We start from the raw sequence: 26860 nt of genomic DNA on the forward strand, positions 1-26860 counted from the left end.
GAACGGCCCGTTCGACAATGCGCGGACTAGTGCGCGGTGGCCTTCTCGGCGCCCGCACCGGTGAGGGAGCGGACCTCCATCTCGGCCTGCTTGACGGGGTCGGCCTTGTCCTTCGACAGGATCGTGCCGACGTAGCCGAGCAGGAACGCGATCGGGATCGAGACGATGCCGGGGTTCGACAGCGGGAACAGGTCGAAGTCGGCGTTCTTGAACATCGAGGTCGGCGTGCCGGAGACGGCGGGCGACAGGATGATCAGCGTGATCGTCACGATCAGGCCGCCGTAGATGCTCCACAGCGCGCCGGAGGTGTTGAACCGCTTCCAGAACAGCGAGTAGAGGATCGTCGGCAGGTTCGCCGAGGCGGCGACCGCGAAGGCCAGCGCCACGAGGAACGCGATGTTCTGGCCGTTGGCGATGATGCCGCCGCCGATGGACACGAGGCCGATGACGATCGCGGTGATGCGGGCGACCTTGACCTCGGAGTTCTTGTCCTCCTCCTGGCCCTTCTTGATGATGTTGGCGTAGATGTCGTGGGCGAACGACGCCGACGCCGTGATCGTCAAGCCGGCCACGACCGCGAGGATCGTCGCGAAGGCGACGGCCGCGATCAGGCCGAGCAGGATCGGGCCACCCAGCTCCAGCGCGAGCAGCGGGGCGGCCGAGTTGGCCTTGCCGGGTGCCGCGTTGATCTTGTCAGGGCCGACGAGCGCACCGGCGCCGTAGCCGAGGACCAGGGTGAACAGGTAGAAGATGCCGATCAGCCAGATCGCCCACACGACCGAGCGGCGGGCTTCCTTCGCCGTGGGCACGGTGTAGAAGCGCATCAGGATGTGCGGCAGACCCGCGGTGCCGAGCACGAGGGCCAGCGCCAGCGAGAGGAAGTCCAGCTTGCTGGTGTCGGTCTTGCCGTACTGCAGGCCGGGGCCGAGGAGCTTCTCGCCCGCCTTCGGAGCGGCGTCGACGGCGGCACCGAGCAGCGAGGACAGGTTGAAGCCGTACTTGCCGAGCACCCAGAGGGTCATGACGCCGGCACCGGCGATCAGCAGGACCGCCTTGATGATCTGCACCCAGGTGGTGCCCTTCATGCCGCCGATGAGGACGTAGGCGATCATCAGGGCGCCGACCACGGCGATGACGAGGGCCTGGCCACCGGTGCCCGTGATGCCGAGCAGCAGGGCCACGAGACCACCGGCACCGGCCATCTGGGCCAGCAGGTAGAAGAACGAGACCGCCATGGTCGACGTGGCGGCGGCGGCGCGGACCGGGCGCTGGCGCATCCGGAAGCTCAGGACGTCGCCCATCGTGTACTTGCCGGTGTTGCGCAGCAGCTCGGCGACCAGCAGCAGCGCGACGAGCCACGCCACCAGGAAGCCGATCGAGTACAGGAAGCCGTCGTAGCCGTTGAGGGCGATGGCGCCCGCGATGCCGAGGAACGAGGCCGCGGAGAGGTAGTCACCCGCGATGGCGATGCCGTTCTGCGGGCCGGTGAAGGCACGGCCGGCGGCGAGGTAGTCGGCAGCGGTCTTCGTGTTGCGGCTCGCCCGGATGACCACGAACAGCGTGATCAGGACGAAGACGCCGAAGATGCTGATGTTGAGGATCGGGCTCGACTCGTTCACTTGCCGTCTCCCTCGATCTCACCGCGGAGCTTCTCCGCCAACGGGTCGAGGTTCTTGTTGGCGTGCCGCACGTACAGCGTCGTGATGACGAAGGTCGACACGAACTGCAGCAGGCCGAAGAGGAGCCCGACGTTGATGTTGCCGATCACCTTGGTGGACATGAAGCCGTGCGCGTAGTCCGCGAGCAGCACGTACAGCAGGTACCAGGCGAGGAAGAGGGCGGAGACGGGGAACACGAACTTGCGCAGGCGCTGCTTCAGCTCGGTGAAGTCGGCGCTCGCTTGCACGTCGACCCACTTCTGCGCATCGGGGGACGACTCGCTCGGGGTGTGCTCGGTGGTGCTCACAGTCCCCTCCTCGCGGTACTCGGCGTAGGGCTCAGCAACGTGGCGGGCACGTCATTGCCTCCAGGTGCGGTCCGTTCTTGGTCGAGAACCGTATGGAGACTTGAGTCACTCAGGTAAGACTCTGTTCGTGCCCATGCGCCCAGCAGTCGGGTGAAGCGGCGAACGGTCAGTATTCGAAGACGAAGGGCACCGAGCGTGACCGGAATCACCGTTCACCGATTCGAGTGACCAATTTTCACCCGTTCGAACCGCTGACTACTCAGCGTGTTTACGCAGATCCCCTGCGCTCGTGACCGGCCATCCTGGCCTTCTCCTCCGCGGTCCCGAAGCGGGCGACGTCGCGGTCGCGGATGAAGCCGAGCGGGTCGGGGGCGTGCAGCCGCAGCAGGATCTGGTTCACGTCGGCGGGCGCGCGCCTGCGGGTCGCCTTGCTGACGACGATCATGGTCAGGAACGCGATCGGCACGGTGATCAGCGCCGGCTGGGTGAACACGGCGGGCGCCCAGCGACCGGTGTAGGAGCTGATCACGCTGACCACCTGCGCCGTGATGACCATGCCGCCACCGACGACGAGACCGCACACGGCACCGACCCACGTGAGCCCGCGCCACCAGATCCCGAGGACCAGGAGCGGGCAGAAGGTGGACGCGGCGAGCGCGAACGACATGGCCACGGTCAGTGACGCGTCGGCCCGCGGCAGCAGCAGCGCGAGGCCGATCGCGACGAGTCCGGTGAACACCGTCGCCCACCGGAAGTCACGAACCTTGCCCGGCATGATGTCCGTCGAGACCACCCCGGCGACGGACACGACGAGCCCGGAGGAGGTCGACAGGAACGCCGCGAACGCGCCGGCCGCGACGATCGCGCCGAGGATCTGGCCGCCCAGGTTCGGCACCATCGTCTCGGGCAGCATCAGCACCGCCGCGTCGGTCTTGCCGTTCACCAGCAGCTGCGGCAGGTACAACCGCGACAGCACGCCCAGCACCGTCGGGAAGATGTAGAACAGGCCCAGCAGGTACAGCACGTGCAGCGCGGTCCGGCGGGCCGCCTTGCCGTCCGGGTTGGTGTAGAAGCGGACCAGGACGTGCGGCAGGCCCATCGTGCCGAGGAACGTCGCGAAGATCAGCGAGTACGTCCGGAACAGGTCGGACAGGCCACCGGTCTGCGGGCGCATCCAGTCGCGGTTGGTCGTGGGCGACCCCTCGACGACGGGCACCGGGGCGCCGGCCGTGAACTCCATGACCGTGCCGGGGCTGAGCTCGTAGACGCCGCGGCTCCAGTACACCGCGCCGTTCGCGTCCCTGCCGTCGATCCGGCCGCGCACCACCAGCTGCAGCGGCTCGTCGACGCGGACCTTGATGTCCTGCTCGGCCACGGTGATCGTCTCGGCGGCCGGGAACCTGACCACGCCACCGTCGCTGATCGGCTGCGTGCCCCGGTCCGGCGCGACGAGGAACACCACGAAGAGCACGAACGTGGGCGCGGCGATGGCGAAGAGCTTGCCCCAGTACTGGAACGCCTGCACGAGCGTGATGGCCCGCATGCCGCCGCCCAGCACGTTGACGACCACGATGGCCGTGACGACCAGCCCGCCGAGCCACGCGGGCAGGCCGGTGATCGTCGTGAGCGTCAGGCCGGCCGACTGCAGCTGCGGCACCAGGTACAGCACGCCGATGCAGACGACGAAGAACGTGCTGAAGTGCCGCACGTTCACCGACCCCAGCCGGGCCTCGGCGAAGTCCGGCAGCGTGTACGCGCCGGAGCGCCGCAGCGGTGCCGCGACGAACAGCAGCAGCGCCAGGTAGCCCGCGGTGAAGCCGATCGGGTACCAGAGCGCGTCGATGCCGTCCTTGAGCACGAGCCCGGCCACGCCCAGGAACGACGCGGCGGACAGGTACTCGCCGGAGATCGCGGCGGCGTTGCGGGTGGCGGGGATCGACCGCCGCGCCACCAGGAAGTCCGGGGTGGTGTTCGCGGTGCGGGACCCGACGTAGCCGAGCAGGAACGTCACCAGTGCGACGGCGACGATTGCGGTGAGGCTCCAGATGGTGGCGTTCACGTCAGCGGTCGACCATGTTCACGAAGTCGCGCTCGTGCCGTTCGGCCTGCCTGCGGAACACCCACCCGACCGCGTAGAGGGCCGGGAAGGGCGCGAGGCCGAGCACGAGCCAGGGGACGCCGATGCCGAGGACCTCGATGCCCCCGATCGCGGGGAACAGGTAGAAGGTGATCGGCAGCAGGCACATGCCGACCAGCACCGCGAACGCGAGCCCGAACGCGGACCTGAGCTGCTGCTTGATGAGGTCGCGGATCAGCTTCTCGCCGACGCTGGTCTGCTCCTCCAGCTCGATGATCGTGCGCGGTGCCTTGCTGCGCGACTTCGTCGAGTCCGCGAGCACCACCCTGCGCCTGCGCGGTTTGCGGGCCTGCTCACCGAGCCAGGCCTCACGGGCGGCTTGTTCGGGCTTTCCCGCGTCGTGCCTGCTCACCAGCCGCTCTTCGGCGGTCGCACGATCCGCTCCTTGAGCTCCTTGGTGTGCCTGCGGCTGACCGGGAGCTCCTTGGCGCCCTCACCGGTGCCGATCACGACCGCGTAGCCGTTCGCCGTCATCCGCAGCTCGCTCACCAGCGGCAACGCCACCAGGTACGAGCGGTGGATGCGCACGAAACCCGCGTTCGCCCAGCGCTCCTCCAGCTGCGCGAGCGGGATGCGCACGAGGTGGCTGCCCTCCTGCGTGTGCAGGCGGGCGTAGTCGCCCTGCGCCTCGACGTACCGCACGGAGGCGCGCGGCACGAGCTTGATGGTGCCGCCCAGCTCGACGGGGATGACCTCGTCGTCACTCGGTTCGGCGGGGTTCTGCGCTGCCTGGCCCGTCGCGGCCGCGGGCGCCGCGGTGCGGCCCACCCGGTCGGCGACCCGGGAGATCGCCTTGAGGACGCGTTCCTCGTTGATCGGCTTGTTGATGAAGTCGAGCGCGCCGACGTCGAACGCCGTGACGAGCGCGTCCCGTTCCTCCACACCGGTCACGAAGACCAGCGCAGGCGGGTACCGGAACGCGCTGAGCACCCGTGCGAGGTCCATGCCGGAGAGCCCGGGCATGTTGATGTCGGCGAACACCGCGTCGACCGGCGGAAGGCCGGCCTTGGTGCGCGCCATCACCTCCTGCTCGTAGTCGCCCCGCAGGATCCGCAGCGCCTCCGCGGCGTCGAACGCCGTCAGCACGCGCCGGATGTGGGGGCTGCTCTCGAGGAGGAACTTGATCTCGCTCAGGCCGGGAGCCTCGTCATCGACTGCGAGGACGAGGAGACCGGCGTTGTCTTGGATACTCACTGTGTCGGGCATCTTGCCCATCAATGTGCGGTCATGTCTACGCCGGGACCGGCCCCGACACGCCCGGTGAAACCGAACTGATGCTCACAGCCCGAATCGGGACCAGCGAGCACGTTCTTCGAGGCTTGTCAGCACCTGCGTGACGAGATCCCCCGATCGGGTGGACGCCCCGGCCAGGCCCAGCTTGGCCAGCAAGGGCCTGCGCGGTTCGACGACCGTCAGCTCGGCGTCCGGGAAGCGCTTGGCGAGCACGGACCGGATCGTGCCGATGCCGTCCGCCAGGCCCAGTTCCACGGCCTTGGCGCCGGTCCACACCTCACCGGTGAAGAGCTCGTCGTCGGCCGCCTTGAGCTTCGCGCTCCTGCGCTCCTTCACCCACGCCTTGAACTGCTCGTGCAGGTCGGCGTGCAGCCCCTTGAGCCACTCGACGTCCTCTGGCTTCTCCGCCTGGAACGGGTCGAGCCGCACCTTGTTCTCACCGGCGGTGTAGACCCGCCGCTCCACACCCGCCTTGTCGAGCAGGCCGTTGAGCCCGAACCCGGCGCTCACGACACCGATCGAGCCGACGAGGCTCGTCCCGTGCGCGTAGATCTCGTCGCCGGCACACGCCAGCCAGTAGCCGCCCGACGCCGCGACGTCCTCGCAGAACGCGAGCACCGGCACGTGCTTCTTCGTCGCGAGCTCCCGGATGCGCTCGGCGATCAGAGCGGACTGCGTCGGCGCACCGCCGGGCGAGTTGATGAGCAGGGCCACCGCGATCAGGCGCTCGTTGTCGAACGCCCGGTTGATGGCCGTTTCCACGTTCTGGAGGCTGATCGTGTTGCGGGCCACCGGTGACGACTGCGGGGTGATGACCCCGTGCAACCGCACAGCGGCGACCACCGGCGGGCGTTCACCCCGGTCCATGACCCGCGGAAGACGGGCCGCGATCTTGTCCGTGACGCTCATGTGCTCGACAGTACGTGCGTTTCGCGGTCACGCGGGAGCCGAGCCGGGTGCAGGTTGCTCCCGCGTGACGTGGAACACGTGGTGCCGGGTTAGAGTCGACGGGTGACGTTCAACCCCATCCGCTGGCTGGAGCGCTATGTCGAGTGGTGGGACGACCGGGGCAGGCAGAACGCCGCCGGGCCGACACCGATGCACATCTACTGGATGTGGGTGAGCTGGAGCGTCTGCGCCGTCGCGCTGATCACGACCTTGGCCGTCGCAGCGCGCTGAGCTGCGGCGTTGCCGATCAGCACTTGCAGCTGGAATAGCCCTTCGCGGTGCACTTGATGCAGACGCGAACGCGTTCGGGTGCTCGTTGTTCCTGCAATTGATGATGCCCTTAGCTCGCGGCCGGCCTTCGTCGGTTCACCCGACCGGCTGTTCATTGGTCACCACCACAATCGGCAGGTTCGAGGGTGGGGTTGAGGATGGTTGCCAACACAAGTTGAGTTGGTCCGAACGGCTCTCCGCACGGTCGCTCAGGCGCGGACCACAGGCTGTTCCGCCGTCATCGGCTCGTCGGTCAGCTGCGTGCCGATGTTGAGGTTCGGCAGCACGTTCCGGGCGAACTTCGGCACCTTGAGGATGACCTTGGTGCCCGCGTTCGGGGCGGTCTCGACGACCAGCGCGTACTCGGCGCCGAACACCGTGCGCATGCGGTCGTTGATGTTGCCGATGCCGACGTGCGCACCGGTCTGGTGGGCGTCCTTGATGTCGTCGAGGCGGTCGGGGTCCATGCCGACGCCGTCGTCCTCGACGCTGATCAGCGCCTCGTTGCCGTTGTCCTCGGCGGTGATGGTGAGCATGCCGCCACCGGGCTTCCTGGCCAGGCCGTGCCGGACCGCGTTCTCGACCAGCGGCTGGAGCACGAGGAACGGCAGGACGACCTGGAGGACCTCGGGGGCGATGCGCAGGCGCACGTTCAGGCGGGAGCCGTAGCGGGCCTGCTCGATGGTCAGGTAGCGGTGGATGTTCGTCAGCTCGTCGGCGAGGGTCGTGAACAGGCCGTCGGTGCGGAACGAGTAGCGCGTGAACTCGGCGAACTCCTGCAGCAGCTCGCGGGCGTGGGCCGGGTCGGTGCGGATCAGCGAGGAGATCGTGTTCAGCGCGTTGTAGACGAAGTGCGGGGAGATCTGGGCGCGCAGTGCCTTGACCTCGGCCTGGGCGAGGGCCTGGCGCTGCTTCTGCACGACCTCCAGCTCGAGCTGGGTCGAGACGAAGCGGGCGGTCTCCTCGGCCATGCGGATCTGGCGCTTCGAGGCGACGCCGGAGACGACGATCAGGGTGCCGGCCACCTCGCCCTCGACAACCAGCGGGACCACGACGACGCTGTGCAGGGAGCACGGCCCCTGCAGCTCGCAGCCGAGCTTGCGGTGGTCGACGTGCTCCTTGTGACCGGTGTTGATCGCGCGGGCGACGGTGTCGTGGAGGTACTCGTAGTGGTCGTTGGCGCCGCCGTCCCAGGACAGGACGGTGCCCTCCTCGTCGGTGATGGCGACCGCGACGCAGCGCAGCATCTCGCGCAGGTGGGGGGTGGCCTTGTTGGCGGCTTCCTCCGTCAAGCCCGCCCGGAGGTCGCTCGACGCCCTGGACATGCGGTCGAGCATGTCCATCACAGCGTCCTCGACGGAGGTGCTGACGCGTCGAGCGCGGCACAGCATCACGAAGAGGCCGAGAACGGCCAGGGTCGCGATGACGCCGAGCACAGCGCGCTCGGTCAACAGGTCGCCCACGGTGCACATGCTGTGCTGTGGGACGCCCCTATAGCAAGAGGCAGCCTCGGCGTACGCCCGTACGGTCCACCGGCCCGGGTAGACATCCGATGACTTTGGGGAGAGGGTGTGCCGGTGAAAGTGGCACTGTTCGCGACCTGCCTGACCGACACGCTCTTCCCGTCGACGGCACGTGCGGTGGTCCGTTTGCTGGAACGACTCGGCTGCACGGTCGACTTCCCGCTCGACCAGACGTGCTGCGGCCAGATGCACTTCAACACCGGCTACCGGGAGGAAGCCCGGCCGCTGGCGCGCAAGTACACCGACGTCTTCGGAGGGTACGACCACGTCGTTGCGCCATCCGGGTCATGCGCGGGCATGGTTCGGGAGGTCCACCCCGCGCTGGGCACGTCTCCCCCGCGCACGTTCGAGCTCGCCGAGTTCCTGGTGGACGTGCTGGGAGTGACGGACGTCGGCGCGTGGTTCCCCCACCGCGTCACCTACCACCCCACCTGTCACTCGCTGCGCTTGTTGGGAGTCGGGGACAAGCCGCTGGCGCTGCTCAGGGCGGTCAGGGGACTCGATCTGGTGGAACTGCCCGACGCGACGCACTGCTGCGGCTTCGGCGGCACGTTCGCGGTGAAGAACGCCGAGACGTCCACGGCGATGCTGGCGGACAAGATGCGGTGCGTGCTCGACACCGGCGCCGAGGTGCTGTCCGCCGGTGACAACTCCTGCCTGATGCACATCGGCGGTGGCCTGTCCCGGTTGCGGGCCGGCGTCCGGCCCGTGCACCTGGCGGAGGTCCTGGCTTCGACGGAGGAGGACCCGTGGCGCGCAACCCCGTGACGTGGCTGGGCAGCCCGACGTTCCCGAAGGCGGCCAAGGAGGCGCTGAACGACACCCAGCTGCGGCAGAACCTGCGCAAGGCCACCGGCACCATCCGCGGTCGCCGGGCCGCCGCGGTCGCCGAGCTGGATGACTGGGAGCAGCTGCGGGTCGCCGGCGAGCAGATCAAGGACGACGTGCTGGCCCGCCTCGACACCCTGCTCGTGCAGCTGGAGGAGTCGGTCACGGCGCGCGGCGGCGTCGTCCACTGGGCCCGTGACGCCGAGGAGGCCAACCGGATCGTGCTCGGCCTCTGCCGGGAGGAGGGCGCGACCGAGGTCGTCAAGGTCAAGTCCATGGCCACCGCCGAGATCGGCCTGAACGAGGCGCTCGAAGCCGGTGGCGTGCACGCGGTCGAGACCGACCTGGCCGAGCTGATCGTGCAGCTCGGCGACGACCGGCCGTCGCACATCCTGGTGCCCGCGATCCACCGCAACCGCTCGGAGATCCGCGACATCTTCCAGCGCCGCATGGGCGTCGAGGTGAGCGACGAACCCGCGGACCTCGCCGAGGCGGCGCGGCTGTACCTGCGGCAGAAGTTCCTGAGCACCAAGGTGGCGATCTCCGGTGCGAACTTCGCCGTCGCGGACACCGGGTCGATCGTGGTGCTGGAGTCCGAGGGCAACGGCCGGATGTGCCTGACCCTGCCGGACACCCTGATCACCGTGATGGGCGTCGAGAAGCTCGTGCCCACCTGGCAGGACCTGGAGGTCTTCCTCCAGCTGCTGCCGCGCTCGTCGACCGCGGAGCGGATGAACCCGTACACGAGCGTGTGGACCGGCGTGACGCCCGGCGACGGCCCGCAGCGCTTCCACCTCGTGCTGGTCGACAACGGCCGCACCGCGGTGCTGCGGGACTCCGTCGGGCGCCAGGCGCTGCGGTGCATCCGGTGCTCGGCGTGCCTGAACGTCTGCCCCGTCTACGAACGCACCGGCGGCCAGTCGTACGGCTCGGTCTACCCGGGACCGATCGGCGCGATCCTGACGCCGCAGCTGGTCGGCGACCTGCACGACCCGCAGGCGGCCTCGCTCCCCTTCGCCTCCTCGCTGTGCGGCGCGTGCTTCGAGGTGTGCCCGGTGCGGATCGACATCCCGTCGGTGCTCACCCACCTGCGCGCGGAGGTCGTGGAAGCCAAGGGCCGCACCGCGGAGTCGGTGGCGATGGCGGCCGCGGCGTGGGTGTTCGCCTCGGCCTCGCGGTACGAGAAGGCGCAGAAGGCCGGTTCGCTGGCCCGTTTCCTGGCGAAGGACGGAAAGATCAGCTCGTTGCCGTGGCCGGGGTCCAGGTGGACGTCCTCGCGGGACGTGCCCGCACCGCCCGCCCAGTCGTTCCGCGCGTGGTGGAAGGAGAACCGTGGCTAGCGCCAAGGAGGAGATCCTGCGGCGCATCCGCGACGCGCGGGTGCCCGCCGCCGCACCGGTCGTGCGCGGGTACCACCGCGAAGGGCCGGGCGGCGTCGAGCTGTTCGCCGAGCGGGTCGCCGACTACCGGGCGGTCGTGCACGTCGTCACCGACGTCCCCGCGGCGCTGACCTCGTTGCGGGGCAAGCGGGTCGTGGTGCCCTCCGACGTGCCGGACGAGTGGCTGGCCGACGGTGTGGAGTGGCTGCGCGAGCCGTTGTCGATCGAGGACCTGGACGGCGCGGACGGCGTGCTGACCGGGTGCGCGGTCGCGATCGCCGACACCGGCACGATCGTCCTCGACGGTGGTGTGGCTCAGGGCCGGCGCGCGCTGACGTTGCTGCCGGACCACCACGTGTGCGTGGTGCGGGCCGACCAGATCGCCGGGTCGGTGCCGGAGGCGCTGGCACGGCTGGAACCGACGCGGCCGCTGACGTTCATCAGCGGCCCGTCGGCGACGAGCGACATCGAGCTCAACCGGGTGGAGGGCGTGCACGGCCCCCGTGTCCTGGAGGTGCTCGTCCTCGTCCTCCCCGGTCAAGGGGTGGTTATTTGAGCAGGCGCGACAACCGGCGGTCGGCCAGCGGCTTGCCGCCGGTCTGGCAGGTCGGGCAGTACTGGAACGCCTTGTCCGCGAACGACACCTCGCGCACGGTGTCGCCGCACACCGGGCACGGCAGGCCGGTCCGCGCGTGCACCCGCAGGCCGGAGCGCTTCTCGCCCTTGAGCCGGGCCGCGTCCTGGCCCACCGAGCGGGCCACCGCGTCCGTCAGCGTGCTGATCATGGCCTCGTGCAGCCGGTCGAGCTGCTCGTCGTCGAGGCGCCCTGCCGTGGCGTAGGGCGAGAGGCGGGCCAAGTGCATGATCTCGTCGGAGTAGGCGTTGCCGATGCCCGCGATCAGGCCCTGGTCGGTCAGCGCGGTCTTGAGCCGCTCGGTGCGCTTGTGCAGCAGGTCCTCGAGCTGGGTGCGGGACAGCTGCAACGCGTCCGGGCCGAGCCGCGCGACCGAGGAGATCGTCTTCGGGTCGTGCACGATCCACGCGGCGAGGCCCTTCTTGGTGCCCGCCTCGGTGAGGTCGAAGCCGGGCCCCTGGCCGGGCGGGCCGAGGTGCACGCGCAACGCGAGCGGGCCGCGGCCCTGCTTGGGCGGCGGGGCCGCCATGGTGTCCGCCCAGCGCAGCCAACCGGCCCGCGCGAGGTGCACGACCAGGTGCAGGCCGTCCGCGACCTCCAGGTCCAGGTGCTTGCCGTGCCGGTGCGCGGCCACGACCTCCTGGCCCTGCAGCGCGGTCCACGGCGGGTCGAACGTCTTCAGCACCTGGAGCGACGCCACGTCGACGCGGTGCACGGTGCGGCCGACAGCGTGTTCACGCAGGTGGTGAACCAGTGCTTCTACCTCGGGCAGCTCGGGCACCGCTCCAGTGTCGCATCAGTCGACGGGTTGCAACGGGCCTTCGACGTCGGGCAGCGAGTGCATCTCGATCGTCCTGGCCACCCGCGAGGCCTCCTGGCGCACGGCGAGCGGGCCGCGGACCTGGCCGATCCACCGCTCCGGCGGCAGCTCGTCGGCGGTCGCCTTGCTCTCCGCGACCAGCGTGTGCGGGCGGCGCAGCGCCCAGCGGACCGGGAAGAACAGGAACAGGAAGATCAGCGCGAGGACCAGCCACGAGGGCACGACGACCTCCTCGGGCGTCCACGCGATCAGCACGACGGTCATGACGAGCAGCAGGCCGGCCATCATGATGCCGGGCAGCGCACCGCCGCTCACGTCGTGCTCGAAGTCGTCGGACAGCACCGGGTTGCGCCACTCGATGCGGCTGTGCACAGTCCACATCCGCCCGTCCGCACCGCGTACCAGCCGCGTCATGACACCGTCTCCCACGCTCAGTCGGTCTTGGTCAAACCGTACCGGTCGCGGGGTGAGCCTTGTGGGTGAACCTCAGTCGGTCCGCGGTTTCGGGTAGAGCGTGATCGTCGTCGACGTCGTGGGCGGCGGCGTCGGAGGGTCGCACGGCGTGGAGCTGGAGGGTGCCGGCGACGACGAGGACGACGTGTCGAGCGACTTGATCCCGCGCGGCGTCGACCCGGCCGTCTCGACGTCGGAGGGGGCCGGGTCGGAGGACTTCGCGACCGGCTCCGCGCGTTCGGTGGCCGGTTCGCGCTGCTGCTCGGTGACCGGCGGCGGCGTGGCCGTGGTCCTGCGCACCGTCTCGGGACCGGACCGGTGCGCGGCGGGGGCGATCGCGTTGCCCGGCTGCTGCTGCTCCCGCCGCTGCTGCTGTTCGGGAGCGGGCGGGGCCTGGACGAGCTCCTGGCTGTTCCCGCTGGTCGTGCCGGACGGCAGCGACTGGACGACGGGGTGCTGGTCGGGTTGCAGCATCGCCACGCCGGGACCGTCGGAGAACACCGTGGCCACGGTGCCGACCAGGCCGATCGTCGCGACGGACGCGGCGGCGATGGCCAGCTTCGCCTTGCCGAGCAGCACCTTGCCCGCGAACGCGAGCCCGAGCGTGGACGGCACGACCAGGAACGCCGCGCTGGCCCGCAGCGTCGCGCAGACCTCGTTCAGCTCGGCGTGGAGCTGCGAGCAGGACGAGCAGGTGTCCAGGTGGGCGCGGATCCGGCGTTCCTCGACGCCCTGGACCCCGCCCGCGGTGTAGGTGCCGAGCTTCGCCCTGATCGCCGCGCACGACGACCGCCCGTCGTCCACGGCCAGGTGCGCCTGCAGGTAGGCGGCCCGCAACCCTTCACGGGCGCGCCGGGCCAGCGCCGACATGGCGTTGGGCGAAAGACCGAAGTGCGGTGCCACGGTGGCGGGGCGCTCGCCCTCCACCTCGACGCGCCACAGCACGACCCGCCAGCGTTCCGGCAGGCTGGAGAAGGCACGGGTGATCAGGTTGTGCTCGGCGCGCCTGGCGGCGTTGTCGGCCACCGGCTCGGCCCGCCGGTTCAGCTCCTCGTCCTCGACCGGCACGTCCCGCCGCCGGCCGCTCCACTCCCACGCCACCCGGCGAGCGACCGTCAGCAGGTAGGTGCGCACGTGGTCGGTGGGCCCGCTGCCGCGGCGGATCGCCTGCAACATGCGGAAGAACGCCTCGGCGGTGAGGTCGTCGGCCTCGGCCGCCTCGCGGACGTGCCTGAGTGAGAAACGGCGGACCGCGTCCGCGTGCCGGGAGAACAGTTCGCCGTAGGCCGAGTCGTCTCCGTCGCGCACCCTGGCGAGCAGGTCCCGGTCGACCTCGTTCTCGTCGACCATCACAGGGCTCAACATGCCACAAGGGGCCAGACCTGCCCCTGGATGAGAACAGGTCGATACACAAGACCATCCGATCGACGTGGGCTGATCAGCGCAACGCTTTCGGTGACAGGACGGTCACAGGTGGGCGTCGGGCCGTCAGAGGAAGAAGACCCACCGGTTACCGTTGCCCTCGTGGTGGACTGGCGGGAACGGGCGACGGCACTCGTGCCGGAACTTCGCGATGTCGCCATGACCGAGGAATGGTCCTGCCACGTCTTCTTCTCCGAGCTCTCCCAGCTGACCGCGGAAGCGCACCGCGAACAGGACGACGACGTGCTGCGGCGCGCGTACGGGTTCGCGCACTGGTGCTTCCACCAGCCGGAGCAGTTCCTGGAGAACGCGGCGCTGATCAGCTTCTACGAGCACGTGTTCGACGACTGGGACCAGCGCGAGGAAGTCGCGGCGTGGCTGCCGGTCGACGTGCTGCCGAAGGTGCGGGCGCTGTGGGAGTGGCGCTGGCCCAAGGAGCAGTTGGACGAGGTGGACCAGCTGCTGGCCGGTTTGGAGCCCCCCGGTCGAGACGCGGTTTAGCCCTGTTGTATAGTTCTCCCCGTAAGGCAGTGCGGATGTAGCGCAGTTGGTAGCGCATCACCTTGCCAAGGTGAGGGTCGCGAGTTCGAGTCTCGTCATCCGCTCCACGCAGGACGGCTCATGCTCATCGAGAGCATGAGCCGTTTTGCGTTCCGCCATGATTTTGGGGGCCAAGCCCCCACACCCCCGGGCAGCTCGGTTGGCCGGTGCCCAGTGGGTACCGGCCTTTTGCGTTGTCCAGGTCCCGCCACGTGGGTTCTCGGGATGATCGGCGGCCGCTCACGTGGAAAGGTGGTCATCGTTCTCTCGCATCGAACCGACAAGGACCCGGAGATCATGGCCATCACTCAGACGGCAAACGCGCACTGGGAAGGCTCTCTCGTCGAGGGCAAGGGCAACGTCGCCCTCTCCACGTCGAACGCCGGCAGCTTCGACATCGACTGGAAGGCTCGGGCCGAGGAGGCCGGCGGCAAGACCAGCCCGGAGGAGCTCATCGCGGCGGCGCACTCCTCGTGCTACTCGATGGCGCTGTCGCACGGCCTGACCGGTGCGGGTACGCCGCCCACCTCCATCGACACCAGGGCAGAGGTCAAGTTCCAGGCCGGCCAGGGCATCCTCGGGATCCACCTGACCGTGCGCGCGAACGTGCCCGGCCTGTCCGAGGAGGACTTCAAGACGGCCGCCGAGGGCGCCAAGGCGAACTGCCCGGTCTCCAAGGCGCTCGCGGCCGTCGAGATCACGCTGGACGCCGCCCTGGTCTGAACCGCAGCTCCGCGGGGCCGTGGCTGATCAGGTGCCTGCGCGGGCGGATGGGCTGCTCGACCACCTCGAACGAGCGGTCGAGCAGCTCTTCGGCCACGACGCGGCCCTGCAACCGGGCGAGGCCCGCGCCCAGGCAGTAGTGCGTGCCGTGGCCGAAGCCGAGGTGCGCGGGTGCGGCGGGGCGGCCGGGGTCGAAGGTCTCGGTGAACGCGCGCGGGTCGCGGTTGCCCGCGGCGAAGTCGAGGAACAGGTGCTCGCCCTCGGCGACCGCCGTGCCGCCGACCGACACCGGGCAGGTGGCCGTGCGGAAGAAACCGATGAGCGGCGCGTCCAGGCGCACGACCTCCTCCACCACCCCGGCGAGGCGGCGCTCGTGCCGGTCCAGCCGCAGCAGCAGGCTGGACAGCATGTTCGTGGTCGACTCGGTGCCCGCGACCACGAGTCCCAGGCAGAGCGAGAGCCGTTCCTGCTCGGACAGCTGACGGCCCTTGAACACGTCGGAGCGCCCGAAGTAGGCGCAGAACTCGTTCATGGCGGCGAAGTACGATCCGAGCACCCGTTCGCTGACCTCCTCGCCGCTGGTCAGCTCCAGCACCGGTGCCACGAACTCGCGGAACAGCGGGAAGTCCGCCTCCGGCACGCCGAGCACGTCGCCGAGGACGCCCAGCGCGAACGGCGCCGCGAACCCGCTCACGAAGTCCGCCTCCTCCGGCAGGCCGTCGAGCAACGCCCTGGCGCGCAGCCGAATCGGATCAGCCATTCGGCGCACGGCCGTCTGAGTGAATTTGTGGTTCGCCGCCGCACGAATTCGCGCGTGCCCGGCGCCGTCGGTGGTGTTGATCGAGTACATCAATTCCAGCAACCGCCGCTGTTCGGGCGGCAGCGCGGCGGCAACGTCCGCTACCTGCGGACCTGTGGCGTGCCGGGACGAGAACGCGGCCGGATCAGCCAGAACGGCGCGCAGCTCGGCATAAGCGGTCACGCGCTGGGCGTTGATTCTCGGATCGAATTCCATTGCAGCATCTTGTCCCGTTTCCAGCCTTTGTCGGAGCCCTGTTGAGCCGAGCACCCGGCTGCGGAATGTCGACGCCCTGAGTGGGCCGGCAGTCGTCCAATGCCGAACCGTTGCCTCCATCCGCCCGCCAGGAGCCGGTTCTGCGGGCACGATGGGTGCGTGGACCGGGATGAAACGCTCACGCACCTGAGCGGCGACGACTGGCTGAGACCGGACTCGTCGTCCACCCAGCTCTACCGGGACCTCTGCGCGTTGCGGGACCTGCCCGTGCGGGAGCTGACACCGACCTCGCTGCACCTGCTGGTCACGCACCAGGTCGGACTCGACGTGACGGCGGTGCTGGCGCTGGAGCACGTGGAGGCCGACCCCCTGCGGTCCGTGGCCCTCTACCCCGGCGACCTGCTGGCCGCCCTGCTGCGGGTGGACCACTCGTTCTGGACCGACCACCCCGTGCTGCTGGAGCGGATGTCGCTGGTGCTGGACCGCCTGCGCACGCTGCCCGACGGCGACTGGCAGCTGCTGGTCTCCGCGGCCGAGCAGTTCCCCGGTTAGCCGCGCATTTCGCGCTGTCACAGGGCGTGATCAACGCGAAGGATCACAAAAGTCCGACTGAGTAGAAAAGTCCCGGTTTGCTTGACCCAATCGAGTGAACCCGATAGGCAATCCCCGTGTTGGCGGCGATGAGCGGGCCGGGAAGGCTGGCAACCGGTGCGCTCATCGGTGCCGTAGTAGCGGCGTTGTCAGTGCTCGGACCGCTTTTCGGCTCGTTCGCGGCCGGCGATTCGGAGGACCCGCAGGATGCTTATCCGGCCCGCGTTTCCCTTCTCAACACGCCTTCTTTGATGCCGACGCAGACCGAGTCACAACTACAGACAGTGTCATCTGCGCCTTCTTCAGCCCCGTCGTCGTCCGCGCCGTCTTCTTCTTCCTCCACGACAACGACTACGACCACGACGACAACAACAACGCAGGTCGTCACCACTACGACGACCACGACGACGAAACCGCCGGCTCCCACCACGACGACCACACGGCCGCGGCCTACCACCACGACCACGACCACGCGGCCTTGCGGGATCATCTTCTGCTGATCAGGCCGACCGGTTCCCGTCGTCCGGCTCAGGCAGCGTTCCTCGGGGCGAGCCGCACCACCAGCTCCAGGTCCAGCGCGTGCGCGAGGCGGTCCAGCACCGGGATCGTCGGCACCGTCCCACCTGCTTCGAACCGGGCCACCGCGGGCTGTGTCATCCCCGCCGCCTCGGCGAGCTGCGCCTGGCTCCACCCGCGCGCTTCCCGAACCTCCCTGACCGAGCGGCCCAGTTCGAACGCGATGCGGGCCGCCTCGTAGGCCTCGTCAGCCCCGGCCTCAGCCATCCGCCGGTCGCGGAGTTCCTTCCAGCCGGCCAACCTCACCACTCCCCGTCGTGCTCGTCCACGGTGTGCTGCTGATCAAAGAGTTTCCTGCGCCGTCGGCATACAGCAGAACCGACCGGTACCGGTGCCGCCACCCCGAACGCAGACCGCGCCGCGCCGACCGGACGATCCGGGGCAGCACCGCGTGAACGCGGGAAATCGATGATCGGCCCGCACAAGCCGAGCAGAACGCCGACAGCGCCCCGACCTGCGCCTTACGGAGACCGAACCCCGGCATGTGGTCAATGTGACGGTGCCTCCCACCACAACCAGGTCACGACTTGAGAGGCCGGAACGATCGGTTCTACGAGCACGGGCACAATGTCCGGGTCATGTACGCGCGGAAGGGGGTGCCAGGGGTGACCTGGCAAGACGAGCTGCAGAAGCTCGACAACGAACTCGCCTCTGGTCGGATCTCGGCTGATGACTACCGCCGCCGCAGGGACGAGATCCTCGCGGGCTCGGCGGGTGGTTCCGCGGTTCCGAACCAGCAGCAGCAGGCGCCGTTCGCTCCCCCGTTCAAGTGGGAGGCGGTGCCGCCCAACGCGCCCAGCGCGGACGCGACCCAGGTCGTGGGCACTCAGCAACCGAAACAGCAGCCGCAGCAGCCGCAGCAGCCGCAGCAGCAGAAGAGTGCCAACCCGGATGCCACGCAGGTGGTGAACACGCAGCAGCGGCCCAACGCCGACGCCGAGCGCACGCAGTTCGTGACGCCGGTCGCGCCGCCGAGCTGGCAGGCGCAGCCGAACTGGCAGGGGCAGCAGGCGCCGCCGCCGTGGGTCGGTGGTGACTTCGACCAGATCAACCAGCCGACGCCGGGGTGGACACACGGGCCGGAGGTCTTCGACGACAGCAGTGGCAAGGGCGGCAAGGGCAAGGTCATCGGCATCGTCCTCGCCGTGCTCCTGCTCGCCGGTCTCGGTTTCGGCGCCTACTGGTTGTGGGGTCGCGGCGGTGACAACAGCGCGGGTGGCCAGACGAGCACCCCGCCCCCGACGAGCACCACGCAGAGCGCGCCGCCGGACCCGATCCAGGTGGGCAAGGTCGCCGGCAACCCGCAGGAACGCAAGGACATCACGAACTTCACCCAGATCGAGAACCTGAAGCCGCCGTACCTGACGCCGGGTGAGGTCACCGCGTACAAGACCGCGGGTGGCGCCAAGTCGAAGCTCAGCCTGGCCACGCCGGCCAAGGGTGCGAACACCACGATCATGATCGTCACGGCGACCGACAAGGTGGCCGCGAACAACGGTGTGCTGGAGCTGAAGACCATCCAGGTCACGAACGGCATGCAGGAGATCACCTCCGACGTGCCGGAGAAGGCCGGCGCGACCCAGGTGGACGCCAAGGACGGTCAGCCCGCGCGCATCCGCGGCCACTACTCCAGCGACAAGTACATCGTGCGCATCGACGTGACGGCGGCGAGCCTCACCGAGGCGCTGGCGCTCTTCAAGGCCGCGGCGGAGACCCAGCTCAAGGCGATGCCCGCTGATGCCTGAGGTCACCGCCTGCACGGTGGTCGCGCAGAACTACCTGCCGGCCGCCCGTGTTCTCGCCCGTTCCTACCTCCGGCACCACCCCGGTCACCGGTTCGTCATCCTCGTCATCGACGCCGAGTGGGACAGCGCCGTCGACGAGGACGGCGTGCGGGTGGTCGGCCCGGCCACCGCGGGCATCGACGAGCTCGACTACCTGCGGATGGCCACCGCGTACTCGGTCACCGAGCTCGCGACGGCGGTGAAGCCGTACCTGCTGCGCCGGCTGCGCGGCGGGTCGGACGTCGTCATGTACATCGACCCGGACATCAAGGTGTTCGCACCGATGCCGGAGCTCGCCGAGCTGGCGGTGGAGCACGGCATCGTGCTCACGCCGCACTTCCTGGCGCCCCTGCCGCGTGACGGCAAGGAACCCAGCGAAGCGGTGATCATGGGCACCGGCATCTTCAACCTGGGGTTCGTGGCGACCGGTCCGGGTTCGGAGCCGTTCCTCGACTTCTGGGCGGAACGCCTGCGGCACGATGCGATCGTCGCGCCCGAACGGCAGCTCTTCACCGACCAGCGCTGGGTCGACCAGGTGCCCGCCCTGTTCCCGAACCACGTGCTGCGCGACCCCGGTTTCAACGTGGCGTACTGGAACCTGCACGAGCGGCACGTCGAGAAGAGGGGCGAGACCTACTTCGCCGACGGGCACCCGCTGCGGTTCTTCCACTTCAGCGGCTACCGCCCGGAGCACCCGTGGCTGCTGACGTACCACTGCCAGCGCAAGCCGCGCATCCTGCTGTCGGAGAACCCCGGTCTCAAGGCGATCTGCGACGACTACGGAAGTGCGTTGCAGGCCAACGGGTACGCCGAGACGCTCGACGCGATCCCGTACGGCTTCAACAAGATGGCGGACGGCTCGAAGCTCACCCCGACCATGCGCTCGATGTACCGCAGCGCGTGGATTCGCGCCGAGGTGCCGCACGAGCGGGTTTCCAAGCACGACACGGAGATCCCACCGCACGCGTTCGGTGCGGACGGCGGGCGGGCGTTCCGCGAGTGGCTGACCTCGCCGGCCACCCCTGGACAGGCCGCCGCCGGCCTGAGCCGCATGACGATGTCCGTCTACGAGGCGCGCACCGACCTGCAGCTCGCGTTCCCGGACGTGCTCGGCGCGGACGCCGCGGACTTCCGCAGCTGGTGCCGTGCCTCCGGGATCTCCGAGGGCATGCTGCCGACGTGGGGCCTGCCCGGTGAGCCGAAGCCGGTGCGCGAACCCGTCGACGAGTTCGGCGTCAACCTGCTCGGCTACCTGACCGCGGAGCTCGGGCTCGGCGAGATGGGCCGGATCGTGCACGACGCGATCGACCTCGCCGGTGTGCCGATCGTGTCCGTGGTGGAGGACCGGCTGGTCTCCAACCGCACGGACGTCGACGACCCGGAGACGCTCGGCGACCCGCGGTTCCCGGTGAGCGTGCTCGCCGTCAACGCGGACCAGACCAAGGCCGTGCTCGGCAACCACCCCGGTGTGGGGCACCACCGCTACCGCATCGGGCTGTGGGCGTGGGAGCTCGAGGACTTCCCCGAGTGGCTGCACGCAGCCTTCGCGCTCGTCGACGAGGTGTGGACGGTCAGCGACTTCTGCCGCGACGCCATCGCGCAGCACTCGCCGGTGCCGGTCAGGACGATCCCGGTGCCGGTGCGCGACCCCGGTGAGCCCGCCCCTGCTCCCACCGGTCCGGTGCAGTTCCTCTTCGCGTTCGACTTCAACAGCATCGGGCAGCGCAAGAACCCGTGGGGCGCGGTCACCGCGTTCCAGAAGGCGTTCGAGGGCCGCGACGACGTCCGCCTGGTCATCAAGGCGATCAACGGCAAGCTGCACCCGCTCAGCGCGGAACGCCTGCGCGTGCTGGCCGCCGGCGACCCGCGGATCGAGCTGCTGGAGCGCTACCTCAGCGTCCAGGAGCTGCACGACCTCTACGCGAACAGCACCGCGTACGTCTCGTTGCACCGCAGCGAGGGCTTCGGGCTGACCGTCGCCGAGGCGATGGCCCGCGCGCTGCCGGTGATCTCGACCGACTACTCGAGCACCACCGAGTTCTTCGACTCGAGCGTCGGCTGGCCGGTGCCGTACGAGCTGGTCGAGGTCGGCAAGGGCAACTTCCCGTACCACGAGACCGCGGTGTGGGCCGATCCCGACCTGGACGCCGCCGCGCGGGCCATGCGGGAGATCGCCGACGACCCGGCGGAGGCACGTCGCCGCGGCCTGGCCGCGCGGGAGCACATCCTGCGCACCAGGTCGATGGACACCGCCGCCGAGTGGATGCGCGAGCACCTGGGCAACGCCTACGAGAGCTGGCGGGGCCGGCGGTACGCCACGGCGGCCCCCAGCCCGTCGGCCGACCCGTTGCAGCCGCTGCGCGAGTCGAAGCAGGCGCTGCTGTGGCAGCCCGAGGCCAGTGCGCCGTCCCGGTTGCCGGGTGCGCCGGCGATGCGGCGGGCCGTGCTGCGCGTGATCGACCACTACGACGTGCACCAGCGCAAGGTGATGGGCGCGCTGGTGGACGGCGTCGAGGACACCGCCGGGCAGATGCTCGCGCGCATGGACTCGATGGAGCGCTCGCTGACCCACCGCCTCGACGACGTGGCGAAGAGCGTCGCCAAGACGATCGAGCGGATCGAACGGCTGGAGCAGGTCCCCGCTCCCGACGTGGACGGCGTGCTGCGCGACCTCGCCAAGGTCAACGAGGACGTCGCCAGGGTCGGCACGGACGTCACCGAGGTCAGCCGGGCGGTCGGCTCGGTGCGCGAGCAGCTCGCGGACGCCGAACGGCGCAACCACGAGATGTTCGCCGACCGCGACGTCCGGATCGACCAGGACGAGCTCACGCTCCAACAGGTGCGGCGCGACCTCACCGCGGTGCACGAGGCCGCGCGGCTGGACCACGCGCCGGTGCCGCGGGGCGCCCAGGTCGTGCTCTGCGACGTGGGCTCGCTGCTGGTGCCCGAGGACGACGTGGTGCTGCCGTGGCTGACCTACCACCGCTCGTGGGAGGTCAGCGAGGCCGACCTCATGGCGGAGCTGGTCGGCGACGGCGCGTTCCTCGACATCGGCGCGCACGTCGGCTACCACACACTGCGGCTGCTCCAGCGGTCCTCGGCGCCGATCACCGCCGTGGCGGTGGAGGCGAACCCGGTGACGGCCGAGTACCTGCGGCGCAACGTGGCGACGGTCCTCCCGCCGGCGGTGGCCGACCGGGTGACCGTGCTGTCCATGGCGGCGTGGGACACCGAGACCGAGGTCGTGCTCGTCCAGGAGGAGGAGTTCAACAGCGGTGACCACCGGGTGCACGACGCCGGCGACGGCGTCACCGGTGTCACGGTCCCCGCTGTCCGCCTGGACAGCCGCGCGGAGGTCACCCGGCAGCGGATCAGCCTGGTGAAGGTCGACCTGCAGGGCCGCGACCACCGGGCCCTCGCCGGGCTCACGGACGTGCTCGAACGCGACCGCCCGCACGTCGTGTGCGAGTTCTGCCCGGACGCCATCGGCGAGCTGGGCGACGACGCGGCGCAGGTGCTCCTCACCTACCGCAAGCTCGGCTACCAGCTGACGCCGGTCGACGACAACGGACCCGTCGCGGGCGAGCGGTCGGACGACGAGCTGATCAGGATGGCCGACGAAGCCGAGACGAAGTTCATAACTCTCTGGCTTCGCCCCCTCTGAGCTGCGCCGATCTCGTACGATCTGTCCCGGCTCGCGACCATCGGTGTGAGCCGGGACATGGGGGTCGTACGTGACCGGGAGCAGCCAGGGCGCAGCCGTGCGCCGCAACGGCCTGCGCCATGCGGTCGGCACGGCGGTGGTCGTGGCGGTGCTCCTGGTCATCGGTGGTGGCAGCTGGCTCGCCTGGGGTCGTGACCTCGAACTGGCCGGTGCCCGCGACGCCCGCCCCGTGGGTGAGGCCGGGCGCGTGCCCGCCGACCGGCTCGCGCTGGCCGACATGGGCGGCGTGCACGAGAACTACCAGCCGATCCGCACGTTCGGCGGTGTCACCAAGGTCGGCTTCCTGACCGACGACGAAGTCGTCGAGTACGCCGACGCCGACGCCTCCGGTGCCCGCATGGCGGTGTCGATCTACCCCGAGGGCAAGGCCACGCTCGCGGTCGTGCAGGTCCGCGACGCCGACGCCGCCCGGGACCTCGCGGCGGAGCTGGCGGACCTCCAGGAGGAGTACGGCCTGAAGCCGGCCGAGACCCACGTGCACCGCTCCCGCGACGGCCTGCTCACCCGGACCGTCTACACGCACGAGGACCTCGTGGTGCGCCTCGAGGTGCGCGGCAAGACGTCCCGGTGGGTGCGGGAGAAGACGGCCGAGCTCGTCGAGGCGCAGCGCGAGGTGCTGGCCGCTGATGAGTGAGCCCGTCACCCAGCCGGTCGTGGCCGTGACCGCGCGGCCGCCCGGCCTGCACGCACCGGTCGCGCTGGGCACCGCCCTGGTCGCCTACAGCGTCCTCGGCGGGCTGTGGCTGAACCGGCACGGCCACTCGCCGGAGTGGCTCGTCGTCGTGCGGGAGTGGGTCAACCGGCCGCTCGGCCTCGGTGAGGACTTCGGGCTCCTCGGCCTGTCGCTGTTGCTGGTGTGCGCCGGGCACCTGCTGTTCGCGCGGGCGATGAGCACGGGGCTGCCGAGGTTCCTGGGACGGCTGGCGTGGCAGGCCGGTCTGCCGCTGGTGGTCGCGGTGGTGCTCGGCGTGCTCTTCTCGCTGTTCGCCGACCCGTTGCCGCTGGTGGTCGACTACCGGGAGAACCCGCCGGCCCTCGCGGTGCTGGCGGTCGTGGTCTTCGCGGTGCTCTGCACGGGGTCCGCGGTGCTGCTGCCGCGCAGGCCGGTCGTGGCGGTCGCCGCGCAGCTCACCGTCGTGGTCGTGCTCCTCGTGGTGGCCGGGGTCGCGGACCTCGACCAGCTGGCGGTCCTGACCGCGCTGGTGGCGCTGCCGATCTGCGGCGAGCTGCAACTGCTGCTGCGCACGGGGCTCGGGCGGTTCTGGGAGGTCGCGCCGCTGGTGCTGGTCTGCTTCGTGGTGCCGGCGGTGACCGAGCACCTGTTCCGCACGGCCGCCCTGTGGTGGTTCACCGTCGCCGCGGTGGTCGCGTTCATGCTGGTGCAGCTCGCGGTGAAGGGCGAGCCGCACACCGCGCGGCCGCGGCCGGTCGACTGGCTCGTCAGCCGCGCCTTCCCCCTGGTGCTGCTGTGCGGTGTGCTGGCCTACCCGCTGCTGGGGCTGCTGCCGCTCCCGTTCAACTACCTCGTGGCGTTGCCCGTGTGGGGCCTGGGGGCCGAGCTGCTGCACCGCTGCTTCGGGAAGTCGACATGAACACGCTCACGAACGTGCCCACGACCGCGCAGGCCCGCCCGCGCGCGTCCGGCGGCTACATGCACGGCCTGGACCTCCTGCGGGTGATCGCGTCCACGGTCGGCGTCTACGTGCACACCGCGAACTGGTTCGCCGTGAACCAGCGCGAGTTCTCGTTCAGCGACTTCGTCCGGACGGTGCTGGCCGACCCGCTGCAGCTCAACCCGCACCTGTCGTTCACCGACGTCACGATCTTCATGGTGATCAGCGGCATGGTGGTCACCCACGTGGCCGACCGGGAACGGCCCGGTCAGTTCCTGCTGCGCCGCTTCGGCCGGATCATCCCGCTGCTGGTGGTGGTGCTCGTCATCTCGGCGGTGCTGATCAACCTCGGCGTGTTCCGCGCGGAGACCAAGCAGACGTCGCTGAGCTTCCTCGACGTGCTCACCGGCGTGACGCTGGCGGGCTTCTTCACCACGCCGACCGTGATCCTGGTCGGCGTCACCTGGACGTTGCTGCTGCAGATCACGTTCTACTCGTACGTGGCGGCCACGATGCCGTTGCTGCGGCGACGACCGTGGCTGCCCCCGGCGGCCGCCGCCGCCCTGATCTGCCTGACGCTCTCGCTCGCCAGCGGCCCGCAGTCCGATGCGGTGCACCGCATCGGTGTCATCGCCTGCTTCATCACGCTGATCTTCATCGGCCAGCTGATCACCCTGGTCCGGTCCGGCAAGGTGCACGTCGGCACCGGCCTCGCGATCGGCACCGTCCACTTCGGCCTGTTCGTCTGGGCCGACAAGCTCGGGGGGTACGCGTACTCGGGCGGCGGCATGGTGCGCACCGCGTTCCTGTGCATCCTGCTGGTGCTCGTGATGATGTACGTGGGCGGTCCGGTCACCAAGTCGGCGTTCGTGAAGGCCTGGTCGGCGCGGACGTACGCGATCTACCTGATCCACCCGGTCTGCATCTACCCCACGCTCGCCGCGCTGGCACCCCAGATCGGCAACGTCCCGGCGCTGCTCGTGGCGCTGCTGCTGACCGCCGCCGTGACCGAGGTCCTGCACCGCTACGTGGAGATGGCCGTGCACCGGCGCATCCGCCGGTGGGAGAAGAAGCGGTCCGCGTCCGCCCCTGCGCGCTGATTCACGGCCGGACGACCGCATCGCGGCGCCGCCGACGTCGTTGTACCCGCTGGACGGGGGGACGGCGGGCTCCCCTGGCCACTGACGGTGCCCGGCCCGTTACTCTTCTCGCCGCAACGGCGGTCCGGGACCGCACGAGGGCGAAGGGGGTCGGTCCCGCTGGAGTCACCAGCACGCACCCAGACCGGCGCTGACCAGGCACGTTCCGAGAAGACGCGGGTCGCGTTCATCGACATCGGCCGGGCCGTCGGCGCCCTCCTGGTCTTCTACAGCCACATCGCGGCCCAGTGGGTGGGCAAGCGCGACGAGGAATCCCGGTTCTTCGACGTGCTGAACGCCGTGTCCAGCGACCCGTTCCACATGTCGCTGCAGGGCATCGGCGAGGTCGCCGTGCCGTTCTTCTTCCTGGTCAGCGGGTTCGTCGTGACCCCGATCGCGCTGCGGCACGGCCAGACCCGCTTCGGCCTGAACCGGCTCTCGCGCGTCTACCCGCCGATGATCTTCACCGTGCTCTTGACCGCACTGCTGATCACCGTCGGCGGCGGTCTGCTCGCGACCGGCCAGGCCCAGACGATCAGCGCGTGGACGCTGTTCACGAACTCCGTGCTGGTCAACTACCTGATCTTCCCGCAGGTCGTGCTGGTGGGCGTGGCCTGGACGCTGATCGTCGAGGTCATCTTCTACCTGGTGCTGATCCTGCTGATCCCGGTGCTCAAGCGCTGGGTGTGGCTCGGTCTCGCCATCGAGCTGACCTTCGTGTTCATCGTGCTGATGAGCCGGGCCCAGTTCGGCAAGTCGTGGTCGCTCTTCGCCGTCAACGTCTCGTACCTGCCCATTCCGATCATCGGCCAGATCATCTGGGCGACCACCACCAAGCGCATCCCGCTGTGGGCCGGCGGCGTCTACACGGCGCTGGCGTGGTCGTTGTACGTGCTCGGCGACCTGCTGAAGCTGGGCCGCGTCGACAACTCGTACAGCCTGGCGCTGGCCATCGCGGTGATGTGCTTCCTGATGGGCCTGTTCGCCGAGCCGCGGCTGCGCGAGCGGAAGTTCTGGATCGCGCTGTCCGAACGCAGTTATTCCATCTACCTGCTGCACGGCCTGATCGCGTTCGCCGTGCTGGACCTGCTGCGCCCGGCCGTTCCGCTGCTGCCGGCGGTGGTGATCGCCGTGGCGGCCACGTTCGCGTTCGTCGAGCTCAGCTACCGGTTCGTCGAGAAACCGAGCCACAAGCTCGCGCGCAGGCTCTCCCGGCCGTCGGCCAAGCCCAAGCCCACGCCCATGTCCGCGCCGGAACCAGAGCCGAAGCCGGCGCCGGAGGCAGCGGCCCCCGTGGCGGAGGAGAGCACCGAGATCACTCCGGCGCGGGAGCACCGGGACTCGCGCGCGATCGTGGCGGCCGAGGTGACGATCGAGCTGCCGCGCGTGCGCAAACGGGCCGTTCCCGCCGTCGTTGCCGCGGAGGACGAGGACCACACGCAGGTCCTGCCGCGCGTGCGCAAACGGGCCGTTCCCGCCGTCGTTGCCGCGGAGGACGAGGACCACACGCAGGTCCTGCCGCGCGTGCCGAACTACCCGACC

Annotated in this window: 27 protein-coding genes and 1 tRNA gene; 15 read left to right on the forward strand and 13 right to left on the reverse strand. The window is 69.8% G+C overall.

The genetic code is table 11. The annotated features are described in order from the left end of the window. Nucleotides 1-26 precede the first annotated feature (26 nt). The 6 genes from ACZ7CH_RS00515 to ACZ7CH_RS00540 form a co-directional block, all read right to left on the reverse strand. Entirely contained in the window at nt 27-1619 is a 1593-nt protein-coding gene (locus ACZ7CH_RS00515) for a solute symporter family protein (RefSeq protein WP_360397018.1), read from the reverse strand. Beyond that, a complete protein-coding gene (locus tag ACZ7CH_RS00520) occupies nt 1616-1966 on the reverse strand; it encodes a DUF485 domain-containing protein (protein WP_360397019.1) in 351 nt (116 codons plus the stop codon). Before ACZ7CH_RS00520 ends, ACZ7CH_RS00515 begins: the two co-directional genes overlap by 4 nt. Nucleotides 1967-2234: 268 nt before the next feature. After that, nucleotides 2235-4025: a sodium/solute symporter gene (locus tag ACZ7CH_RS00525; protein ID WP_470369726.1), complete on the reverse strand. Its 1791-nt coding sequence runs from the start codon at nt 4023-4025 to the stop codon at nt 2235-2237. Between the two features lies 1 nt (nt 4026). Further along, on the reverse strand, nt 4027-4455 hold the full coding sequence (locus tag ACZ7CH_RS00530) for a hypothetical protein (protein WP_360397021.1): 429 nt from the start codon (nt 4453-4455) through the stop codon (nt 4027-4029). Then, nucleotides 4452-5318, reverse strand: a complete 867-nt coding sequence (locus ACZ7CH_RS00535; RefSeq protein ID WP_360397022.1) for a LytR/AlgR family response regulator transcription factor — start codon at nt 5316-5318, stop codon at nt 4452-4454. The genes ACZ7CH_RS00530 and ACZ7CH_RS00535 overlap by 4 nt, the downstream gene beginning before the upstream one ends. Before the next feature lie 63 nt (nt 5319-5381). Further along, entirely contained in the window at nt 5382-6245 is an 864-nt protein-coding gene (locus ACZ7CH_RS00540; RefSeq protein ID WP_360397023.1) for a S49 family peptidase, read from the reverse strand. A 102-nt stretch (nt 6246-6347) separates the two neighbouring features. On the opposite strand from ACZ7CH_RS00540, the gene ACZ7CH_RS00545 reads away from it, so the two are divergent. Beyond that, nucleotides 6348-6515, forward strand: coding sequence for a hypothetical protein (locus tag ACZ7CH_RS00545; protein WP_360397024.1), 168 nt, complete (start codon nt 6348-6350; stop codon nt 6513-6515). 248 nt (nt 6516-6763) lie between these two features. Here the strand turns inward: ACZ7CH_RS00545 and ACZ7CH_RS00550 are convergent, their stop codons facing one another. Further along, entirely contained in the window at nt 6764-8026 is a 1263-nt protein-coding gene (locus ACZ7CH_RS00550; RefSeq protein WP_360397025.1) for a sensor histidine kinase, read from the reverse strand. Between the two features lie 111 nt (nt 8027-8137). Between ACZ7CH_RS00550 and ACZ7CH_RS00555 the strand changes: the two genes are divergently transcribed. From ACZ7CH_RS00555 to ACZ7CH_RS00565, 3 genes are read left to right on the forward strand one after another with little or no spacing between them, the layout of a single operon-like run. After that, complete coding sequence (locus tag ACZ7CH_RS00555; RefSeq protein WP_360397107.1) at nt 8138-8845, forward strand: (Fe-S)-binding protein; 708 nt, start codon at nt 8138-8140, stop codon at nt 8843-8845. Further along, a complete protein-coding gene (locus ACZ7CH_RS00560; protein ID WP_470372884.1) occupies nt 8827-10245 on the forward strand; it encodes a LutB/LldF family L-lactate oxidation iron-sulfur protein in 1419 nt (472 codons plus the stop codon). The genes ACZ7CH_RS00555 and ACZ7CH_RS00560 overlap by 19 nt, the downstream gene beginning before the upstream one ends. Beyond that, nucleotides 10238-10840, forward strand: coding sequence for a LutC/YkgG family protein (locus ACZ7CH_RS00565; protein WP_470372885.1), 603 nt, complete (start codon nt 10238-10240; stop codon nt 10838-10840). The genes ACZ7CH_RS00560 and ACZ7CH_RS00565 overlap by 8 nt, the downstream gene beginning before the upstream one ends. Here the strand turns inward: ACZ7CH_RS00565 and ACZ7CH_RS00570 are convergent. From ACZ7CH_RS00570 to ACZ7CH_RS00580, 3 genes are all read right to left on the reverse strand, one after another. Continuing rightward, nucleotides 10833-11699, reverse strand: coding sequence for an Fpg/Nei family DNA glycosylase (locus tag ACZ7CH_RS00570; RefSeq protein ID WP_360397028.1), 867 nt, complete (start codon nt 11697-11699; stop codon nt 10833-10835). The two genes, ACZ7CH_RS00565 and ACZ7CH_RS00570, sit on opposite strands and share 8 nt — an antisense overlap. Before the next feature lie 15 nt (nt 11700-11714). After that, nucleotides 11715-12152 (reverse strand): DUF983 domain-containing protein, encoded by a 438-nt coding sequence (locus tag ACZ7CH_RS00575; RefSeq protein WP_360397029.1) that lies wholly within the window; start codon nt 12150-12152, stop codon nt 11715-11717. Between the two features lie 72 nt (nt 12153-12224). Then, a complete protein-coding gene (locus ACZ7CH_RS00580; RefSeq protein ID WP_470372886.1) occupies nt 12225-13556 on the reverse strand; it encodes a sigma-70 family RNA polymerase sigma factor in 1332 nt (443 codons plus the stop codon). Nucleotides 13557-13715: 159 nt separating this feature from the next. Between ACZ7CH_RS00580 and ACZ7CH_RS00585 the strand changes: the two genes are divergently transcribed. The 3 genes from ACZ7CH_RS00585 (at nt 13716) to ACZ7CH_RS00595 (ending at nt 14876) form a co-directional block, all read left to right on the forward strand. Continuing rightward, on the forward strand, nt 13716-14114 hold the full coding sequence (locus ACZ7CH_RS00585) for a DUF7674 family protein (protein ID WP_360397031.1): 399 nt from the start codon (nt 13716-13718) through the stop codon (nt 14112-14114). A gap of 31 nt (nt 14115-14145) precedes the next feature. After that, nucleotides 14146-14221 (forward strand) — tRNA-Gly (locus tag ACZ7CH_RS00590). A gap of 229 nt (nt 14222-14450) precedes the next feature. Beyond that, entirely contained in the window at nt 14451-14876 is a 426-nt protein-coding gene (locus ACZ7CH_RS00595; RefSeq protein WP_360397032.1) for an OsmC family peroxiredoxin, read from the forward strand. Here ACZ7CH_RS00595 and ACZ7CH_RS00600 read toward each other — a convergent pair. Further along, nucleotides 14851-15636, reverse strand: a complete 786-nt coding sequence (locus ACZ7CH_RS00600) for a cytochrome P450 (protein ID WP_360397033.1) — start codon at nt 15634-15636, stop codon at nt 14851-14853. The genes ACZ7CH_RS00595 and ACZ7CH_RS00600 overlap by 26 nt on opposite strands. Before the next feature lie 54 nt (nt 15637-15690). On the opposite strand from ACZ7CH_RS00600, the gene ACZ7CH_RS00605 reads away from it, so the two are divergent. Both ACZ7CH_RS00605 and ACZ7CH_RS00610 read left to right on the forward strand, forming a co-directional pair. Next, complete coding sequence (locus ACZ7CH_RS00605) at nt 15691-15936, forward strand: hypothetical protein (protein WP_470372887.1); 246 nt, start codon at nt 15691-15693, stop codon at nt 15934-15936. 114 nt (nt 15937-16050) lie between these two features. After that, entirely contained in the window at nt 16051-16443 is a 393-nt protein-coding gene (locus tag ACZ7CH_RS00610) for a contact-dependent growth inhibition system immunity protein (protein WP_360397035.1), read from the forward strand. Nucleotides 16444-16693: 250 nt separating this feature from the next. Here ACZ7CH_RS00610 and ACZ7CH_RS00615 read toward each other — a convergent pair whose 3' ends face one another. Together ACZ7CH_RS00615 and ACZ7CH_RS00620 are read right to left on the reverse strand one after the other, a co-directional pair. Beyond that, nucleotides 16694-16954 (reverse strand): hypothetical protein, encoded by a 261-nt coding sequence (locus ACZ7CH_RS00615; protein WP_360397036.1) that lies wholly within the window; start codon nt 16952-16954, stop codon nt 16694-16696. Between the two features lie 56 nt (nt 16955-17010). Next, complete coding sequence (locus tag ACZ7CH_RS00620) at nt 17011-17298, reverse strand: helix-turn-helix domain-containing protein (protein ID WP_470372888.1); 288 nt, start codon at nt 17296-17298, stop codon at nt 17011-17013. Nucleotides 17299-17663: 365 nt separating this feature from the next. Here ACZ7CH_RS00620 and ACZ7CH_RS00625 point away from each other — a divergent pair, with 365 nt between their 5' ends. The 6 genes from ACZ7CH_RS00625 to ACZ7CH_RS00650 all read left to right on the forward strand — a co-directional run. Continuing rightward, nucleotides 17664-18803 (forward strand): SHOCT domain-containing protein, encoded by a 1140-nt coding sequence (locus tag ACZ7CH_RS00625; protein ID WP_470372889.1) that lies wholly within the window; start codon nt 17664-17666, stop codon nt 18801-18803. Continuing rightward, nucleotides 18796-22506 (forward strand): FkbM family methyltransferase, encoded by a 3711-nt coding sequence (locus ACZ7CH_RS00630; RefSeq protein ID WP_470372890.1) that lies wholly within the window; start codon nt 18796-18798, stop codon nt 22504-22506. The genes ACZ7CH_RS00625 and ACZ7CH_RS00630 overlap by 8 nt, the downstream gene beginning before the upstream one ends. 70 nt (nt 22507-22576) lie before the next feature. Further along, entirely contained in the window at nt 22577-23200 is a 624-nt protein-coding gene (locus ACZ7CH_RS00635; protein WP_360397040.1) for a hypothetical protein, read from the forward strand. Next, a complete protein-coding gene (locus ACZ7CH_RS00640; protein ID WP_470372891.1) occupies nt 23193-24158 on the forward strand; it encodes a hypothetical protein in 966 nt (321 codons plus the stop codon). Before ACZ7CH_RS00635 ends, ACZ7CH_RS00640 begins: the two co-directional genes overlap by 8 nt. After that, entirely contained in the window at nt 24155-25279 is a 1125-nt protein-coding gene (locus ACZ7CH_RS00645; protein ID WP_458429809.1) for an acyltransferase family protein, read from the forward strand. The genes ACZ7CH_RS00640 and ACZ7CH_RS00645 overlap by 4 nt, the downstream gene beginning before the upstream one ends. An 87-nt stretch (nt 25280-25366) precedes the next feature. Then, nucleotides 25367-26860, forward strand: a 1494-nt coding sequence (locus ACZ7CH_RS00650) for an acyltransferase family protein (protein ID WP_470372892.1), incomplete at its 3' end; no start/stop codon positions are given.

Source organism: Lentzea sp. NPDC037011, assembly GCF_055607425.1.

Bases quoted from the DNA above. Each gene is read 5' to 3' on its own strand.
- ACZ7CH_RS00550 (WP_360397025.1), bottom strand. From the start codon at position 8,026: ATGTGCACCGTGGGCGACCTGTTGACCGAGCGCGCTGTGCTCGGCGTC.
- ACZ7CH_RS00640 (WP_470372891.1), top strand. From the start codon at position 23,193: ATGAGTGAGCCCGTCACCCAGCCGGTCGTGGCCGTGACCGCGCGGCCG.
- ACZ7CH_RS00645 (WP_458429809.1), top strand. From the start codon at position 24,155: ATGAACACGCTCACGAACGTGCCCACGACCGCGCAGGCCCGCCCGCGC.
- ACZ7CH_RS00580 (WP_470372886.1), bottom strand. From the start codon at position 13,556: ATGTTGAGCCCTGTGATGGTCGACGAGAACGAGGTCGACCGGGACCTG.
- ACZ7CH_RS00600 (WP_360397033.1), bottom strand. From the start codon at position 15,636: ATGGCTGATCCGATTCGGCTGCGCGCCAGGGCGTTGCTCGACGGCCTG.
- ACZ7CH_RS00540 (WP_360397023.1), bottom strand. From the start codon at position 6,245: ATGAGCGTCACGGACAAGATCGCGGCCCGTCTTCCGCGGGTCATGGAC.
- ACZ7CH_RS00535 (WP_360397022.1), bottom strand. From the start codon at position 5,318: ATGGGCAAGATGCCCGACACAGTGAGTATCCAAGACAACGCCGGTCTC.
- ACZ7CH_RS00630 (WP_470372890.1), top strand. From the start codon at position 18,796: ATGCCTGAGGTCACCGCCTGCACGGTGGTCGCGCAGAACTACCTGCCG.
- ACZ7CH_RS00595 (WP_360397032.1), top strand. From the start codon at position 14,451: ATGGCCATCACTCAGACGGCAAACGCGCACTGGGAAGGCTCTCTCGTC.
- ACZ7CH_RS00575 (WP_360397029.1), bottom strand. From the start codon at position 12,152: ATGACGCGGCTGGTACGCGGTGCGGACGGGCGGATGTGGACTGTGCAC.